Source organism: Leifsonia naganoensis (assembly GCF_013410615.1).
GTDB lineage: Bacteria > Actinomycetota > Actinomycetes > Actinomycetales > Microbacteriaceae > Leifsonia > Leifsonia aquatica.
In genome coordinates this window covers 232997-248956 of the sequence record NZ_JACCHJ010000001.1, presented here as the reverse complement: position 1 = coordinate 248956, position 15960 = coordinate 232997, and the positions used below count along the sequence as shown (strand labels likewise).

The window sequence follows — 15960 nt, the reverse complement described above, 5'->3', positions numbered from 1 at the left end:
TCGCCTGAGAGACTCCCACTCGTCGTTCCCGTGAGGTTCTCCCTATGGCTCCGAATCCCCTCGCACCCCCGTGGCTGCATGTTCCGGACGATGCCAACGCGCTCGTCCCCGGTCTCTGGTCCCGCACGGTCGTGCGCGACGACGGTGAGGTCACCGTCGGAGGCGTGCGCGCGTCCGACCTGGCCGCCCGCTTCGGCACCCCGCTCTACGTCGTCGACGAGCGGGAGGCGCGGGAGCGCGCCGCCGAGGTGCGCGACGCCCTGCAGACCGCCTTCGCCGAGGTCGGCACCGCCGCCAAGGTCTACTACGCGGGCAAGGCGTTCCTCTCCATCGAGGTCGCGCGCTGGATGGCCGAGGCCGGCCTGAACATCGACATCTGCTCCGGCGGCGAGCTCGCCGTGGCGCTGGCGGCCGGCGTCGACCCCGAGCGGCTCGGCTTCCACGGCAACAACAAGTCGGCCGCCGAGATCGACCGCGCCGTCTCCGTCGGCATCGGCGCGATCATCATCGACAGCCTCCAGGAGATCGATCGCGTGGCCGAGGCCGCCGAGCGGCACGGTCGCGTGCAGAGCGTGCGGCTCCGCGTGAACAGCGGTGTCCACGCCCACACGCACGCGTTCCTGGCCACGGCCCACGAGGACCAGAAGTTCGGCATCGCCCTCGGCGACGCGGCCGACGCCGTGGCGCGCATCCGCTCGCACGCCGGCCTGCGCTTCCTCGGCCTCCACTGCCACATCGGCTCGCAGATCTTCGGAGCCGACGGGTTCGTCGAGTCCGCCGCCCGGCTGCTCGCGGTGCACCGCGACCTCCTCACCGGAGGCGACGTTCCCGAGCTCAACCTCGGTGGCGGCTTCGGCATCGCCTACACGTCCGTCGACGACCCCGCGCCGATCGGCGACCTCGCCCGCCGCATCGCGGAGACGGTGGCTGCGGGATGCGCCGAGCTCGAGATCCCGACGCCCGTCGTCGCGTTCGAGCCGGGCCGGTCGATCATCGGCACCGCCGGCCTCACCCTCTACACGGTCGGCACGACCAAGGACGTGCTCGTCGCGGCCGAGGACGACGGCGAGACCGCGGTCCGTCGCTACGTGAGCGTCGACGGAGGGATGAGCGACAACGCCCGCCCCGCGCTCTACGGCGCGGACTACTCGGCTCGCCTCGCCGGCCGCGTCTCGGACGCCGCCCCCGCGCTCGTCCGCGTCGCGGGCAAGCACTGCGAGAGCGGTGACATCGTCGTGGACGCCGAATACCTCCCCGCCGACGTGCGGCCCGGCGACCTGCTCGCCGTCCCCGCCACCGGCGCCTACTGCTGGTCCCTGGCGAGCAACTACAACTATCTCGGCCGTCCGCCCGTGATCGCGGTGCGCGACGGCGACGCCCGCGTGATCGTGCGCGGCGAGACCGAGGCGGATCTGCTGTCGCGCGATGCCGCGTACGACGGCAACGCCGGTGAAGGAGTCAACCGATGATCGAGTACCGCAACCTCCGCGTCGCCCTGCTCGGGGCCGGGTCCGTCGGGTCGCAGGTGGCGCGCCTGCTGCTGGAGCAGGGGGACGAGTTCGCCTCGCGCGTCGGCGCGAAGCTCGAGCTCGTCGGCATCGCCGTCCGCGACGTCGACGCCCCGCGCGACGTGGACCTGCCGCGAGAGCTGTTCACCACCGACGCGAGCTCGCTCATCCTGGGCGCGGACATCGTCGTGGAGCTGATGGGCGGCATCGAGCCGGCGCGCGGCTACGTGCTGGAGGCGCTCAACTCCGGCGCCGACGTCATCACCGCCAACAAGGCCCTGCTGGCCACCCACGGCCCGGAGCTGTTCGAGGCCGCCGAGCAGGTCGGCGCACAGCTCTACTACGAGGCCGCCGTCGCGGGCGCCATCCCGATCATCCGGCCGCTGCGCGACAGCCTGGCCGGTGACCGCGTCAACCGCATCCTGGGCATCGTCAACGGCACGACGAACTTCATCCTCGACCGGATGGACGTCAACGGCGAGAGCCTGCAGGACGCCCTCGCGACCGCGACCGAGCGCGGCTACGCCGAGGCCGATCCGACCGCCGACATCGGCGGTTACGACGCGGCCCAGAAGGCGGCGATCCTCGCCAGCCTCGCGTTCCACACCACCGTCCCGCTCGACCGGGTCTACCGCGAGGGCATCACCGGCATCACCACCTCGCAGGTGGATGCCGCCCGCGAGGCCGGCGCCGTCATCAAGCTCCTCGCGATCTGCGAGCGCATGACCGATCCGGAGACGGGGGAGGAGGGCGTCTCGGCCCGCGTCTACCCGGCCCTGATCGACCGGCACCACCCGCTGGCCGCCGTGCACGGCGCGCACAACGCCGTCTTCGTGCAGGCGGGCGCCGCGGGCGACCTCATGTTCTACGGTGCAGGCGCCGGCGGCGTCGAGACGGCCTCCGCCGTGCTCGGCGACGTCGTCTCTGCCGCCCGCCGCCACGTCGTCGGAGGCCCGGGCGTCGCGGAGTCCACGCACGCCGACCTCCCCGTGCTCGACATCGGCCGCGTGGTCACCCGCTACCAGATCACGCTCGATGTGACCGACCAGCCGGGCGTGCTCGCGTCGGTCGCGCGCATCCTGAGCGACGGCGGGGTCAGCGTCGAGACCATGCAGCAGTCGGTGCCGAGCACGACGGGAGCCGTCGTCATCTCCGGTAACGCTGCGATTCACGGCGCGGGCGCGCCCACCGCTACCCTGGTCATCGGTACCCACGAGGCCGAGGAGGCCGCTCTGGCGGCGACCGTGGAGGCGCTCGCGGCCAGCGATGTCGTGACCGCCATCTCTTCCGTTCTCCGAGTCGAAGGATCGTAATGCCCGAGAAGTCCTACAGCCGTCAGTGGCGTGGCGTCCTGCGCGAGTACGCGGACCGCCTGAACATCTCGGAGGCGACCCCGATCGTGACGCTCGGCGAGGGCGGCACGCCGCTCATCCCGGCCGCTGCGCTCTCGGCCAGGACCGGTGCGGACGTCTACGTCAAGTTCGAGGGCATGAACCCGACCGGCTCCTTCAAGGACCGCGGCATGACCATGGCCATCTCGAAGGCGGTCGAGCACGGCGCGAAGGCTGTGATCTGCGCCTCCACCGGCAACACCTCCGCCTCGGCCGCCGCCTACGCGACGCACGCCGGCATCCAGGCCGTCGTCCTCGTGCCGGAGGGCAAGATCGCAATGGGCAAGCTCAGCCAGGCCATCGCCCACAACGCGCACCTGCTGCAGGTGCAGGGCAACTTCGACGACTGCCTCGACATCGCGCGCGAACTCGCGACGAACTACCCGGTGCACCTCGTCAACTCGGTGAACCCCGACCGCATCGAGGGCCAGAAGACGGCCGCGTTCGAGATCGTCGAGACGCTCGGTGACGCGCCGGACTTCCACATCGTCCCCGTCGGCAACGCCGGCAACTACACCGCCCACCACCGCGGCTACACCGAGGAGCTGCAGCGAGGCGAGACCACGAAGCTGCCCCGCATGTTCGGCTTCCAGGCCGCCGGCAGCGCACCCATCGTGCTCGGCCACCCCGTCACGGAACCGGACACGATCGCCACCGCGATCCGCATCGGCAACCCCGCCTCGTGGGAGCTGGCCCTCAACGCCCGCGACGACAGCGACGGCTACTTCGGAGCGATCGACGACGCGAAGATCCTCGAGGCGCACCGCATCCTGTCGTCCGAGGTCGGCATCTTCGTCGAGCCGGCGTCCGCGATCAGCGTCGCCGGTCTGCTCGAGCGCGCCGAGGCCGGCGTGATCCCGGCGGGCGCGACGGTCGTCCTCACCGTCACCGGCCACGGACTGAAAGACCCGCAGTGGGCCCTCCGCACCGCGGACGGCTCCGACGTGCAGCCGACGGTCGTCCCGATCGACACCGCGACCATCGCCGACGTCCTCGGTCTCGTCCCGAGCGGGGTGACGGCGTGACGTTCTCGGCCGACGCGCTGCGCGGCCGCTCCGTCCAGGTCAAGGTCCCCGCGACCAGCGCCAACCTCGGCCCCGGTTTCGACACCCTCGGGCTGGCGCTGGCCCTCTACGACGAACTGCAGGTCTCGGTCCGCGACGAGCCGGGCGCGACGGTCGAGGTCATCGGCGTCGGCGCCGGCGAGGTTCCGACCGACGAGACCAACCTGGTCGTCCGCGCCATCGCCCACACCTTCGAGTCGGTCGGCCACCCGCTGCCCGGACTCTCGCTGGTCGCGCGCAACAGCATCCCGCACGGCCGGGGGATGGGATCCTCCGGCGCCGCGATCGTGTCCGGCATCATGGCGGCCAAGGGCCTGCTCGAGGGCGTCGTCGAGTTCGACGCGCAGAGCCTCCTCGCGCTGGCCAACGACATGGAGGGGCACCCCGACAACGTCGCGCCCGCGCTCTTCGGCGGCCTGACCATCGCGTGGGTCACCCCCGAGGGACCGCAGTTCAAGAAGCTGATCGTGCACCGCGGCGTCTCGCCGCTCGTGCTCGTCCCCTCGCACGTCATGTCGACGGCTCTGGCCCGCAGCCTCCAGCCGGAGTCCGTGCCGCACGAGGACGCCGTCTTCAACGTCTCCCGCTCCGCCCTGCTCGTCGCCGCTCTCATCCAGAGCCCCGAGCTGCTGCACGCCGCCACCGAGGACAAGCTCCACCAGAGCTATCGAGCCTCGGCGATGCCCGAGACCAACCGTCTCATCACGCTGCTGCGTGCGCGCGGCTTCGCGGCGGTCGTCTCCGGTGCCGGCCCCTCGATCCTCGTGCTCTGCAGCGACCCGAGCCAGCGGCTCGCCGCCGCGGAGCTCGTGGCGAGCGAAGCCGAGACCGATTGGAAGCCGCTGATGCTGGCGGTCGATTTCAAGGGCGCGACGGTCACCCCGCTCGCCGTCGAGAGCGCGGACACGCCCGCCGCCTAGCGTCAAAAACGCTGGGGGCGAGGTGGTAAACTGTGCGTGCACCCGTGAAGAACCCGCCTCACGAGCGAATTCAGCTTCCGGGTGATCTCATAGCAATCATGCCGTCATTCCTGCCTGCGTGCCCGGATGTCCGGGGCGCACCGTAGCGCGGATCAGAACGCCGCTCGGTCAAGGCAGTTCATGTGACGAGTGCTCCACAGCGACGCGCAGAGAGCGCGTCGGGGGAAAGGAATCCTCTTCAGTGACTGATGTCGAACTCCACGCCGGGGGCGTGGATACCAGCGACCTGACCTCGCTCAAGGTGGCGGAGCTCCAGGCTCTCGCCTCCCAGCTCGGCCTCCAGGGCGCAAGCAAGCTTCGCAAGGGCGAGCTCGTCGAGGCGATCGCGGCCGCCCGCGCCGCCACCCTGCCGGAGGTCGCGGTCGAGTCCGCCGCCCCGGTCGAGGTGGTCGCGGAGACCGTGCCCGCCCAGCAGCCGGCCGCCGACCACGCGACCGCCGCCTCCCAGGTGCTCATCGAGCCGCTCATCGCGGAGCCGGCCGCCGCCGAGTCGGTCGAGCCCGCCTCCGAGACCGCCGCCGCGGACGCCGCGCCGGCCGGTCAGCAGACGCAGGAGCCGCGTCGTCGCGGCTCGCGTCGCGCCTCCAGCCCGGACGGCACGAGCCTGAACGCCGCCGGACACGTCAACTCCGGCGAGACCGGCGTCGAGTCGCTCATCCCGGACGTCGACGCCCTCCTCGACTCCGCCCTCGCCTCCCGCGAGCAGGCGCAGCGCGACGGCCAGGGCGGCGGACGCCGTCGACGCGGCCGCGGCCAGGGCGCCCAGCAGGAGCAGAACGGCGAGCAGCAGCTGCAGCAGCCGGCTGAGCAGGGCCGCGAGGCCGAGGCCGCGCAGACCGCTCCCGCCGACCAGGGCGACGCGCAGGCGCCGGCCGAGGGCGAGCAGCAGTCCCGCTCGGGCCGCCGCAACCGCAACCGCAACAAGAACGGCCAGAACCAGAACGGTCAGGGCCAGAACGGCCAGGGCAACCAGGGCAACCAGGGCGACCGCCAGCAGGGTCAGCCCAAGGACCTCCAGGGCGGCGACGAGCAGAAGCAGGGCGACCGCCAGCAGGGCGACCGCCAGCAGAACCGCGGCCAGCAGCAGCTGGACGCCGAGGGCGAGCGCTCCGGCCGCTACCGCGACCGCAACCGCAAGCGCCGCGGCGGCCCCGGCGACGAGTTCGAGCCCGAGCTCGCCGACGACGACGTGCTGCTGCCCGTCGCGGGCATCCTGGACGTGCTCGACAACTACGCGTTCGTCCGCACGACCGGGTACCTCCCGGGCGCGAGCGACGTCTACGTCTCCCTCGGCCAGGTCAAGAAGTACAACCTGCGCAAGGGCGACGCCGTGGTCGGCGCCATCCGCCAGCCGCGCGAGGGCGAGAACAACAGCCGCCAGAAGTACAACGCGCTGGTGAAGGTCGACTCCATCAACGGCCAGACCGTGGAGGAGGCGGCCAGCCGCGTCGAGTTCGGCAAGCTGACCCCGCTCTACCCGCAGGAGCGCCTGCGTCTGGAGACGGAGCCCACCAAGGTCACCCAGCGGATCATCGACCTGGTCGCCCCGATCGGCAAGGGCCAGCGCGGCCTCATCGTCGCGCCCCCGAAGGCCGGCAAGACCATCGTGATGCAGCAGATCGCCAACGCGATCACCACGAACAACCCCGAGGTGCACCTCATGGTCGTCCTGGTGGACGAGCGTCCCGAAGAGGTCACCGACATGCAGCGCACGGTGAAGGGCGAGGTCATCGCCTCCACCTTCGACCGCCCCGCCGAGGACCACACGACCGTCGCCGAGCTCGCCATCGAGCGTGCCAAGCGCCTGGTGGAGCTGGGCCACGACGTGGTCGTGCTGCTCGACTCCATCACCCGTCTGGGCCGCGCGTACAACCTGACCGCTCCGGCGGAGGGGCGCATCCTGTCCGGCGGCGTGGACGCGGCGGCGCTGTACCCGCCGAAGCGCTTCTTCGGCGCCGCCCGCAACATCGAGCACGGCGGCTCGCTGACCATCCTCGCCTCGGCGCTGGTCGAGACCGGCTCCAAGATGGACGAGGTGATCTTCGAGGAGTTCAAGGGCACCGGCAACATGGAGCTCCGCCTGTCGCGCCAGCTGGCCGACAAGCGCATCTTCCCCGCGGTCGACGTCAACGCCTCCGGCACCCGCCGCGAGGAGATGCTGATGGCGCAGGACGAGGTCAAGGTCACCTGGAAGCTGCGCCGCGCCCTCGCCGGGCTCGACCAGCAGCAGGCCCTCGAGATGGTTCTCGGCCGCCTCAAGGAGACCTCGAGCAACGTCGAGTTCCTGATGCAGGTGCAGAAGTCGATGCCGCAGCCGACCAACGGCCACGGCACCGCCCACTCGCACGGTCACGAGAACGACCACCGCTAGCTGAGAGAGTGCCCGTCCGTCACGCCGCGCGCGTGCCGGGCGGGCACTTTTCCGTTCCCGGACCCCGCCGGTCCTGGATCCCTCCCGCGAGAAAGCAGTCCCCATGTTCGAATCCGTGAACAGCCTCATCGCCGAGCACGACGACCTCCAGCAGCAGCTCTCCGACCCGGAGCTGCACAGCGACCCGGCGCGCTCCAAGAAGGTGAACCGCCGCTACGCCGAGCTCTCGCGCATCGTCGCCTCGTACAACGAGTGGAAGCAGCTCTCGGACGATCTGGAGGCCGCGCGCGAGCTGGCCGCGGAGGACGCCGCGTTCGCCGAGGAGATCCCCGGCCTCGAGCAGTCCGTGGAGGAGACGGGGGAGAAGCTGCGCCGCCTGCTCATCCCGCGCGACCCCAACGACAGCCGCGACGTGATCATGGAGATCAAGATGGGCGAGGGCGGCGCGGAGTCCGCGCTGTTCGCCGGCGACCTGCTGCGGATGTACCTGCACTACGCCGACTCCAAGCGGTGGAAGGCCGAGATCATCGAGCAGACCTCGAGCGACCTGGGCGGCATCAAGGACGTCCAGGTGGCGTTCAAGGGCTCGTCCAGCGACCCGGCCGAGGGCGTGTGGGCGCACCTGAAGTACGAGGGCGGCGTGCACCGCGTGCAGCGCGTGCCGGCGACCGAGTCGCAGGGCCGCATCCACACCTCCGCCGCGGGCGTGCTGGTCTTCCCCGAGGTGGATGAGCCGGAGGAGGTCGACATCAACCCGAACGACCTCAAGATCGACGTGTTCCGGTCGTCGGGCCCCGGCGGCCAGTCGGTCAACACGACCGACTCCGCGGTGCGCATCACGCACGTGCCGACCGGGATCGTCGTCTCGATGCAGAACGAGAAGAGCCAGCTGCAGAACCGCGAGGCGGCGATGCGCGTGCTGCGCGCCCGCCTGCTCGCCAAGCAGCAGGAGGAGGCGGACGCCGAGGCCGCGGAGTTCCGCAAGGGGCAGATCCGCACGATGGACCGCTCGGAGCGCATCCGCACGTACAACTTCCCCGAGAACCGCATCGCGGACCACCGCACCGGCTACAAGGCGTACAACCTCGACGCCGTCATGAACGGCGCGCTCGAGCCCGTCATCGAGTCGAACATCCTCGCCGACGAGGAGGCGCGCCTCGCCGACCTCGGCAACGAGTAACCGTCGGCGTCGAGACGGCGAATGATCCGCCGTCTCGGCGCGATCCCGGTCACTTTGTGACCACTCGCGGACTGCGTCAGATGTAAAGGGCGGGGTCGAGCCAGTCGTCGCCGGCGATCTGCTCGTGGCCCGAGCGCGGACGCGCGCGGGCGGGGACGCCGGTGAGCACCGAGTCGGGCTCGGCGTCCTTCGTGACGACCGCGTTCGCGCCGATCACGGTGCGCTCGCCGATCGTGATGGCACCGAGCACCTTCGCGCCCGCTCCGACGATCACGCCGTCGTGGATGGTGGGGTGCCGCTTGCCGTGCCCGCTCCCGCGACCGCCGAGCGTGACGCCGTGGTAGATCATCACGTCGTCGCCGATCCAGGTGGTCTCGCCGATGACGACGCCCATCCCGTGGTCGATGAAGAACCGGCGGCCGATGTGCGCGCCGGGGTGGATCTCGATCCCGGTGAGGAACCGGGCGGCCTGCGAGAGGAGGCGGGCGGGCGTCCGCAGCCCGCCCCGCCACATCCGGTGCGCGACCCGGTACGCCCAGACCGCGTGGAGCCCCGAGTACGCCAGTGCGACCTCGGTGGTGTTCCGTGCGGCCGGGTCGTGCCGGCGTGCGTTGCGGATGTCCTCCCGCATGCGTCCGAAGGGCAACGTCAGTCCTGCAGGTCCGCCCACAGCGGCGTGGAGATGTACCGCTCGCCGGTGTCGCAGACGATGGCGACGATGGTCTTGCCCGCGTTCTCGGGACGCTTCGCCTGCTCCAGTGCGGCCCAGACGATCGCACCGGACGAGATGCCGGCGAGGATGCCCTCCTGGCTCGCGAGCTTCTTGGCCACCTCGATCGCGTCGTCGAACGAGACGTCGGCGACCTCGTCGTAGACGGTGGTGTCGAGGATCTCGGGGACGAAGTTGGCGCCGATGCCCTGGATCTTGTGCGGGCCGGGCTTGCCGCCGTTCAGGATGGGGGAGTCGAGCGGCTCGACGGCGACCACCTTCACGTCCGGCTTGCGCTCCTTGAGCACCTGGCCGACGCCGGTGACCGTGCCGCCGGTGCCGACGCCGGCGACGAAGATGTCGACCTCGCCGGCCGTGTCGGCCCAGATCTCCTCGGCGGTGGTGGCGCGGTGGATGGCGGGGTTCGCCTCGTTGGCGAACTGCTGCGCCCAGATGGCGTTGTCGGAGGCGGCGACGATCTCCTGCGCCTTCTCGACCGCGCCGCGCATGCCGTCCGGCCCGGGGGTGAGGACGATCTCGGCGCCGAACGCGCGCAGGAGCACGCGGCGCTCCTTGCTCATCGTCTCCGGCATGGTGAGGATCACCTTGTAGCCGCGGGCCGCGCCGACCATCGCGAGCGCGATGCCGGTGTTGCCGCTGGTGCCCTCGACGATCGTGCCGCCGGGGCGGAGCGCGCCGGCCTTCTCGGCGGCGTCGATGATCGCGACGCCGATGCGGTCCTTGACGCTGCCGGCCGGATTGTCGAACTCGAGCTTGACGAGCACGGTGGCGCCGGTGCCCTCGGCGAGCCGGTTCAGCCGGACGAGCGGCGTGCGGCCGACCGTCTCGGTGACGTCGGCGTAGATGTGACCCTTGACCTGTTCTGACATGGCCTCTTCCTCGTGGCGGAGAGTGGACGGGGAGCGTGTCCCACTCTAATCCGCGTCGCTGTCGCCGGGACCACTGTGACGGCGCGGGATGGGCGGTCGCCGATGAGGATAGGCTCGGTGGGCCATGCCTCCCGAGACCCCTGCCGCCGACCGCCCGGACGCGTCCGCGACGCCCACCGTCCGCTCTCTGCTCGAACGCACCGCGACGGTGCTCGCCGCTGCGGGCGTGCCCGACCCGGAGGTCGACGCCGAGCTGCTCGTCGGCCATGTGCTCGGGGCGAGCCGGGGGCGGGTGCAGGCCCTCACCGTGATGGGTTCGTCCGTGGAAGTGCAGGAGGCCGAGCGCGTCCGGGAGCTGACCGAGCGTCGCGCCGCCCGGGAGCCGCTGCAGCACATCACCGGACGGGCAGCGTTCCGTTCGCTGGAGCTCGCCGTCGGCCCCGGGGTCTTCGTGCCGCGCCCCGAGACGGAGCAGGTGGCGCAGTTCGCGATCGACGCGCTGCGTTCCGTGCCCTCGGCCGAGCCGATCGCCGTCGACCTCGGCACCGGGAGCGGCGCAATCGCGCTCGCGCTCGCGACGGAGGTGCCGCACGCGCGCGTGTTCGCCGTCGAGAACTCGCCCGAGGCGTTCATCTGGACGCGGCGCAACGTCGACGAGACGGGCGCGACGAACATCCGACCGGTGTTCATCGATCTGGCCGACGCCCTGCCCGAGCTCGACGGCACGGTGGACGTCGTCATCTCCAACCCGCCCTACGTGCCGGATGCGGCCATCCCGCGCGACCCGGAGGTGCGGCTGTTCGATCCGGCGGCCGCTCTCTACGGCGGGGAGGACGGCCTGGATGTCGTTCGGGTGATCTCCCGCGTGGCCCAGCGGCTGCTCCACCCCGGCGGCACCCTGGTGCTGGAGCACGGCGAGCTGCAGGGCGCCGACATCCGGGCGATCCTCACGGCCGACGGCTGGCGGGCCGCCGCGACGCATCGGGACTTGACCACGCGCGACCGGGCGACGACCGCGCTGCGCTGAGACCGCGGTTCAGATCCGCGTCGGCGCTCAGCGTCCGCGCCGCTCGGCCTCCCTGGCCGCCTTCTCGGCTTCGCGCTGCGCACGCTCGCGGGCCCGCTCGATGGCCTCCCGCTCCCGCTTGCGCGCCTCCCGCAGCGCCTTCTCGGCTTCGCGGCGCAGCTTGGTCGCCTCCCGGACCGCCTTGTCGTTCGGGATCTCCTCGGGGCGCGGCTCGGCGGCGGTGATCGGCTCGCCGGACGCGCGCGCGGCGACGTAGCGCTCGATGCCGTCCAGGATCCGCTCGAGGCCGAACGCGAAGTCGTCCTGGCCGTCCTCGCCGTCCTCCGTGTACGCGCCGGAGCGGATGAGCGGTGCGAGATCGGGGAACCGTTCGGGCGTGACCAATTCGCCGAGGGCGGCGGCGAAGGCCTCGCCGTTCTGCGGGGGAGCGTCGTCGCGGCGGGACAGCCGCAGGTCCCGCTCCACGATGCCGACGGCCCGGGCGTACGACGACAGCAGGAGAGCGACGGACATCTTCTCGGCGTCCGCGAGCGGCAACCCCCGCATCTCGCGCAGACCCCAGTCGAGCACGGCGAGGTTGTTGGGCATCATCGGGGCGCCGGTGATCGGGATGTCCGGGAACCACGGGTGCGCCTCGATGATGTGGATGCTCGCGATCGCCCACTCCCGGAGGCCCTGACGCCAGTCCGGTGACGCGTCCGGGTCGGGCTCCGGAGGGATGGGGACGTCGCAGACGGTGTCCTGCATCAGGGCGAGCACGTCGTCCTTGCTGGTGACGTAGCGGTAGAGCGACATGGTCGTGAACCCGAGGTCGCCGGCGATCCTGCTCATCGACACGGCGGCAAGGCCGTCGGCGTCGGCGATCGCGATCGCGGTCTCCACGATGCGCTCGATGCTCAGCTCGCGCTTGGGGCCGCGCTGCGGTCGTTCGGCGACACCCCAGCTCAGGGCCACGGCGCGGGGGAGCGCATCCTCGACGGCATCGGGCATCTGCTCCGCCTTCCTCGCAGCCGGTCCGGGAGGGATCCGGGATCGGTCGTTGACATCCATCCTAGAACTGTGTATCACTTAAACGAAATCGTATGCACCATAAACAGTTTTGCTGATACACAGAAAGGGAGCATCATGACGACAGCGGCGATCGAGGTCGAGGGGCTGCGCAAGTCCTTCGGCACGCAGACCGTCCTCGACGGCATCGACCTGCGGGTGGAGGCGGGCAGCGTCTTCGCCCTGCTCGGTCCGAACGGAGCGGGCAAGACCACGCTCATCTCCATCCTGTCCACGCTCGTCGACCCGGACGGAGGAGCCGCCACCGTCTGCGGGCACGACGTCGTCGCCGACCGGGAGGGTGTGAAGGAGTCGATCAGTCTGACCGGCCAGTCCGCGGCCGTGGACGGGGTCCTGACGGGGGAGGAGAACCTGCGGATGATGGCGCGCCTCTCCGGGTTCTCGGTGGCGGGGGCGCGGCGGCGCGCGCGCGAACTGCTCGAGAGCTTCGACCTGACAGGCGCGGCGCGCAAGCGCGTGGCGACCTACTCGGGCGGGATGCGCCGCCGGCTCGACCTGGCTCTGAGCCTGGTCGCGACACCCCCGGTGATCTTCCTCGACGAACCCACCACCGGCCTCGACACCCGCAGCCGCCAGGCGCTGTGGGACATCATCGACGGCCTCGCCCGCGCCGGCACGACCATCCTCCTCACCACGCAGTATCTGGAGGAGGCCGACCACCTGGCCGACCGGATCGCGGTGCTCGACCACGGCGTCATCGTGGCCGAGGGGACCGCCGCGGAACTCAAGGCGCTGGTCGGCGGCGAGGTCGTCGAGCTGCGCGGTCCCGACGACGAGGTGCTCCGCGAGCTGCCGACGGACGGCACGGTCGACGGCCTGCGCGCCGCGATCGACGAGCTCGACGACCTCGCGCTCCCCGGCGCGTCCATCGGCATCCGCAAGCCGAGCCTCGACGACGCCTTCCTCGCCCTCACCAACCAGAAGGAGGCCGTGCGATGACCGCCCTCGCACCCACCCGCACCACCGTCACCCCGCTGACCAGCACCCTCGTCTTCATCGGGCGCAGCATCCGCCATTCGCTGCGCAACGTCGAGGCCCTCACCATGGCGATCGTCCTGCCGGTGATGCTCATGCTGTTGTTCACGTTCGTGTTCGGCGGGGCGCTCGACAGCGGCGGAGGCTACGTCGACTACGTCGTCCCCGGCATCATCCTGCTGTGCGCCGGCTTCGGGGCGTCGAGCACCGCCGTCGACATCGCGCAGGACATGAGCGACGGCGTCGTCGACCGCTTCCGGACCATGCCGCTCCGCTCCCGGGGTGTGGTCACCGGGCACGTCGTGGCGAGTCTGCTGCGCAATCTTGTGGCGACCGGCGTCGTGATCGCGGTCGCGCTCCTGGTCGGGTTCCGGCCGACGGCGAACGTGCTCGAGTGGGTCGCGGCGCTCGCCGTCGTCGCCCTCTTCATCCTCGCGATCACCTGGCTCTACGCCGGGATCGGTATCGCCGCGAAGAACCCCACGTCCGCGTCCGGCTATGGCTTCGCGCTGCTCTTCCTGCCGTACCTGTCGAGCGCGTTCGTCCCGACCGACACGATGCCCCAGTGGCTGCAGTGGATCGCGCAGAACCAGCCGATCACGCCGATCATCGAGACGATCCGGGCGTTCCTGTTCGGTGACGACCCGGGGTCGGACCTGTGGTGGGCGCTGGGCTGGTGCGCGCTCATCATCGCGGGTGCCTACGTCTGGGCGGCGTGGCTGTTCCGGCGGAAGGCGGGGCGGCGCTGAGCCGGGAGACTCCGAGGGATCAGGCGACCAGCTCGCCGGCCTGCTCGACCGCGTCGAGCAGGCCGTCCGGCGTGCGGAAGAGGTGCGCGTGGATCCCCAGCGCGGCCGCGGACTCCACGTTCTCCACCATGTCGTCCGCGAAGAACGTCTCCCCGGGCTCCGAGTCGTACCGCTCGAGAACGCGCTCGTATACCACCGGGTCGGGCTTGCGGGCGCCGTAGTCGGACGAGGCGCGCAGATGCTCGACCCCGAGGATGGGGACCAGCTCGGGGGCGAGCCGGGTCAGCCGGCGGGCGACGAGCGGACCGTTGTTGGTGAGAAGCGTGGCCGTGCCGAGCTCCCGGGCGCGTTCGACGGCGCGCAGCGAGATCGGCCAGGGCGTCATCGCGTCGCCGCGGATGCGGAGGAAGTCCTCCTCGCTCACGGGCACGCGCAGCGCCGCCCGCAGCGCGTCCAAGTACTCCACCTCGTCGGCGAAAGCCCCGGCCTCCGCCGCCCACTCGCCGTCGCGATGCCACCACCGTTCGCGCAGCTCGGCGAGGCTGAGCCCCGTGAGCTGCGACATCCCGGCCATGCGCCGCCGCCAGTCGTACTCGTAGAGCACGTTGTCCATGTCGAAGACGAACAGCACCGCTCAGTGCCCCCGCTCGGCGAAGGCGTGGATGGCGTCGAGCAGCGCGTCCGTGTCGAACGAGCCGTCCTCCCGCTTGGTGAAGTGGTGGGCGTGCATCCCTGCTTCGCGGGCACCCTCGACGTTCGGGAGGGAGTCGTCGAAGAGGATGGCGTTCTGCGGCTCGACGCCGAACCGGCCGAGGGCGCGGGTGTAGATGCGCCGTTCCGGCTTGCGCGCGCCGAGCACCGCGGAGACCAGGTCGTTGTTCTGCAGCACGTCGACGATCTCCGGCGTGAGCACCGGCAGCGAGTCCTTGAACGGGATGGGGTTGTTCGACAGCAGCGACACCGTGCCGAGCGTCGCCGCCTCGTGCAGCGCCGCGATCGAGCCGGGGATGGGGGTCATGGCGGCCTTGCGGGCGTCCTGCCACTGGGCGAGGGTGAGGCGCGCCCCCGTCACGTCGGCGAACGCCTCGAGGTACTCCTCGCTGGTCGAATACTCGCCGATCTCGGCGGCGCGCTCGTGCCCTCCTGCCCACCAGGTGGAGGCCAATCGGTACTGACTCACGCCGCTCAGCTCGGCCAGCCGGGGGAGCCGCCGGTGGAAGTCGTAGTCGTAGAGCGTCTTGTCGCAGTCGAAGAAGTAGACGTCCATCCGTACCAGTATCGACCGTGAACGCAGGGAACCTTGCAGCGGCTCAACTATCATGGGTGCCGTCATGGCACCCATCTACGACTGCTCGGTCGACTCCGAGCTCCTCTCCGGCATGCGTCTGGCCCGCTCGGCCATCGGACGCGGCGAACTCGTCGTCATCCCCACCGACACGGTCTACGGCGTCGCCGCCGACGCGTTCTCGCCCGCCGCGGTGCAGCGGCTCCTCGACGCGAAGGGCCGCGGCCGTCAGTCGCCGCCGCCCGTGCTCGTGCCCGGCATCCCGACGCTCGCCGCGCTGGCGGAGTCCGTGCCGCCCGAGGTCGACGCCCTCGTGAAGGCCTTCTGGCCGGGCGGGCTGACCATCGTCCTGCCCGCCGCCCCCTCTCTGGTCTGGGACCTGGGGGAGACCCGCGGCACCGTCGCCCTGCGCATGCCGCAGGACACGATCGCCCTCGAACTCCTGTCGGAGACCGGGCCGCTCGCCGTCTCCTCCGCCAACCTGACCGGTCGTCCCGCCGCCCGCACCGCAGCGGAGGCGGAGGCCATGCTCGGCGACTCGATCTCCGTCTACCTCGACGGGGGAGAGGCGGGAGCCTCCTACGAGCGCGTCGAGGGCAAGGACTCCTCGTCGACCATCGTCGACGCCACCGCCCTCGCCTCGGGCGCCGGCAAGCTGCGCATCCTGCGCCACGGCGTCATCTCGGCCGAGCAGCTGCGCGACGTCGTCGGCGACGCCCTCGAGCCGGACGACGCGCCGGCGCAGACCGCCACGGACAGCTGA

Annotated in this window: 15 protein-coding genes; 10 read left to right on the top strand and 5 right to left on the bottom strand. The window is 71.3% G+C overall.

Annotated features, from left to right (window positions below):
- Nucleotides 1-44 precede the first annotated feature (44 nt).
- The 6 genes from lysA (at nucleotide 45) to prfA (ending at nucleotide 8494) form a co-directional block, all read left to right on the top strand.
- Nucleotides 45-1469, top strand: coding sequence for a diaminopimelate decarboxylase (gene lysA, locus HNR14_RS01210; protein ID WP_179699445.1), 1425 nt, complete (start codon nucleotides 45-47; stop codon nucleotides 1467-1469).
- Complete coding sequence (locus HNR14_RS01205) at nucleotides 1466-2821, top strand: homoserine dehydrogenase (RefSeq protein WP_021763362.1); 1356 nt, start codon at nucleotides 1466-1468, stop codon at nucleotides 2819-2821. Before lysA ends, HNR14_RS01205 begins: the two co-directional genes overlap by 4 nt.
- Nucleotides 2821-3924 (top strand): threonine synthase, encoded by a 1104-nt coding sequence (gene thrC / locus HNR14_RS01200; RefSeq protein WP_179699444.1) that lies wholly within the window; start codon nucleotides 2821-2823, stop codon nucleotides 3922-3924. The genes HNR14_RS01205 and thrC overlap by 1 nt, the downstream gene beginning before the upstream one ends.
- Nucleotides 3921-4883: a homoserine kinase gene (thrB, locus tag HNR14_RS01195; protein WP_179699443.1), complete on the top strand. Its 963-nt coding sequence runs from the start codon at nucleotides 3921-3923 to the stop codon at nucleotides 4881-4883. The genes thrC and thrB overlap by 4 nt, the downstream gene beginning before the upstream one ends.
- 241 nt (nucleotides 4884-5124) lie before the next feature.
- Nucleotides 5125-7314 (top strand): transcription termination factor Rho, encoded by a 2190-nt coding sequence (rho, locus tag HNR14_RS01190; RefSeq protein WP_179699442.1) that lies wholly within the window; start codon nucleotides 5125-5127, stop codon nucleotides 7312-7314.
- Nucleotides 7315-7417: 103 nt separating this feature from the next.
- Nucleotides 7418-8494, top strand: coding sequence for a peptide chain release factor 1 (prfA, locus tag HNR14_RS01185; RefSeq protein WP_021761418.1), 1077 nt, complete (start codon nucleotides 7418-7420; stop codon nucleotides 8492-8494).
- A 76-nt stretch (nucleotides 8495-8570) separates the two neighbouring features.
- On the opposite strand, the gene epsC is transcribed toward prfA, so the two are convergent.
- Complete coding sequence (gene epsC / locus HNR14_RS01180; RefSeq protein ID WP_021761420.1) at nucleotides 8571-9125, bottom strand: serine O-acetyltransferase EpsC; 555 nt, start codon at nucleotides 9123-9125, stop codon at nucleotides 8571-8573.
- A 17-nt stretch (nucleotides 9126-9142) separates the two neighbouring features.
- Nucleotides 9143-10093, bottom strand: coding sequence for a cysteine synthase A (gene cysK / locus HNR14_RS01175; RefSeq protein WP_179699441.1), 951 nt, complete (start codon nucleotides 10091-10093; stop codon nucleotides 9143-9145).
- Nucleotides 10094-10217: 124 nt separating this feature from the next.
- Here cysK and prmC point away from each other — a divergent pair, with 124 nt between their 5' ends.
- Nucleotides 10218-11120, top strand: a complete 903-nt coding sequence (gene prmC / locus HNR14_RS01170; protein ID WP_179699440.1) for a peptide chain release factor N(5)-glutamine methyltransferase — start codon at nucleotides 10218-10220, stop codon at nucleotides 11118-11120.
- A gap of 27 nt (nucleotides 11121-11147) precedes the next feature.
- Here the strand turns inward: prmC and HNR14_RS01165 are convergent, their stop codons facing one another.
- Nucleotides 11148-12110 (bottom strand): TetR/AcrR family transcriptional regulator C-terminal domain-containing protein, encoded by a 963-nt coding sequence (locus tag HNR14_RS01165; RefSeq protein ID WP_179699439.1) that lies wholly within the window; start codon nucleotides 12108-12110, stop codon nucleotides 11148-11150.
- Between the two features lie 135 nt (nucleotides 12111-12245).
- Between HNR14_RS01165 and HNR14_RS01160 the strand changes: the two genes are divergently transcribed.
- Entirely contained in the window at nucleotides 12246-13127 is an 882-nt protein-coding gene (locus HNR14_RS01160) for an ATP-binding cassette domain-containing protein (protein ID WP_179699438.1), read from the top strand.
- Entirely contained in the window at nucleotides 13124-13912 is a 789-nt protein-coding gene (locus HNR14_RS01155; RefSeq protein ID WP_179699437.1) for an ABC transporter permease, read from the top strand. The genes HNR14_RS01160 and HNR14_RS01155 overlap by 4 nt, the downstream gene beginning before the upstream one ends.
- A 19-nt stretch (nucleotides 13913-13931) precedes the next feature.
- On the opposite strand, the gene HNR14_RS01150 is transcribed toward HNR14_RS01155, so the two are convergent.
- Together HNR14_RS01150 and HNR14_RS01145 are read right to left on the bottom strand one after the other, a co-directional pair.
- The gene (locus HNR14_RS01150) at nucleotides 13932-14543 is read right to left on the bottom strand and encodes an HAD-IA family hydrolase (protein ID WP_343064383.1); all 612 of its coding nucleotides are present in this window, start codon (nucleotides 14541-14543) and stop codon (nucleotides 13932-13934) included.
- Between the two features lie 3 nt (nucleotides 14544-14546).
- Nucleotides 14547-15179: an HAD family hydrolase gene (locus tag HNR14_RS01145; RefSeq protein WP_179699436.1), complete on the bottom strand. Its 633-nt coding sequence runs from the start codon at nucleotides 15177-15179 to the stop codon at nucleotides 14547-14549.
- A 64-nt stretch (nucleotides 15180-15243) separates the two neighbouring features.
- Here HNR14_RS01145 and HNR14_RS01140 point away from each other — a divergent pair, with 64 nt between their 5' ends.
- Complete coding sequence (locus HNR14_RS01140; RefSeq protein ID WP_039922575.1) at nucleotides 15244-15960, top strand: L-threonylcarbamoyladenylate synthase; 717 nt, start codon at nucleotides 15244-15246, stop codon at nucleotides 15958-15960.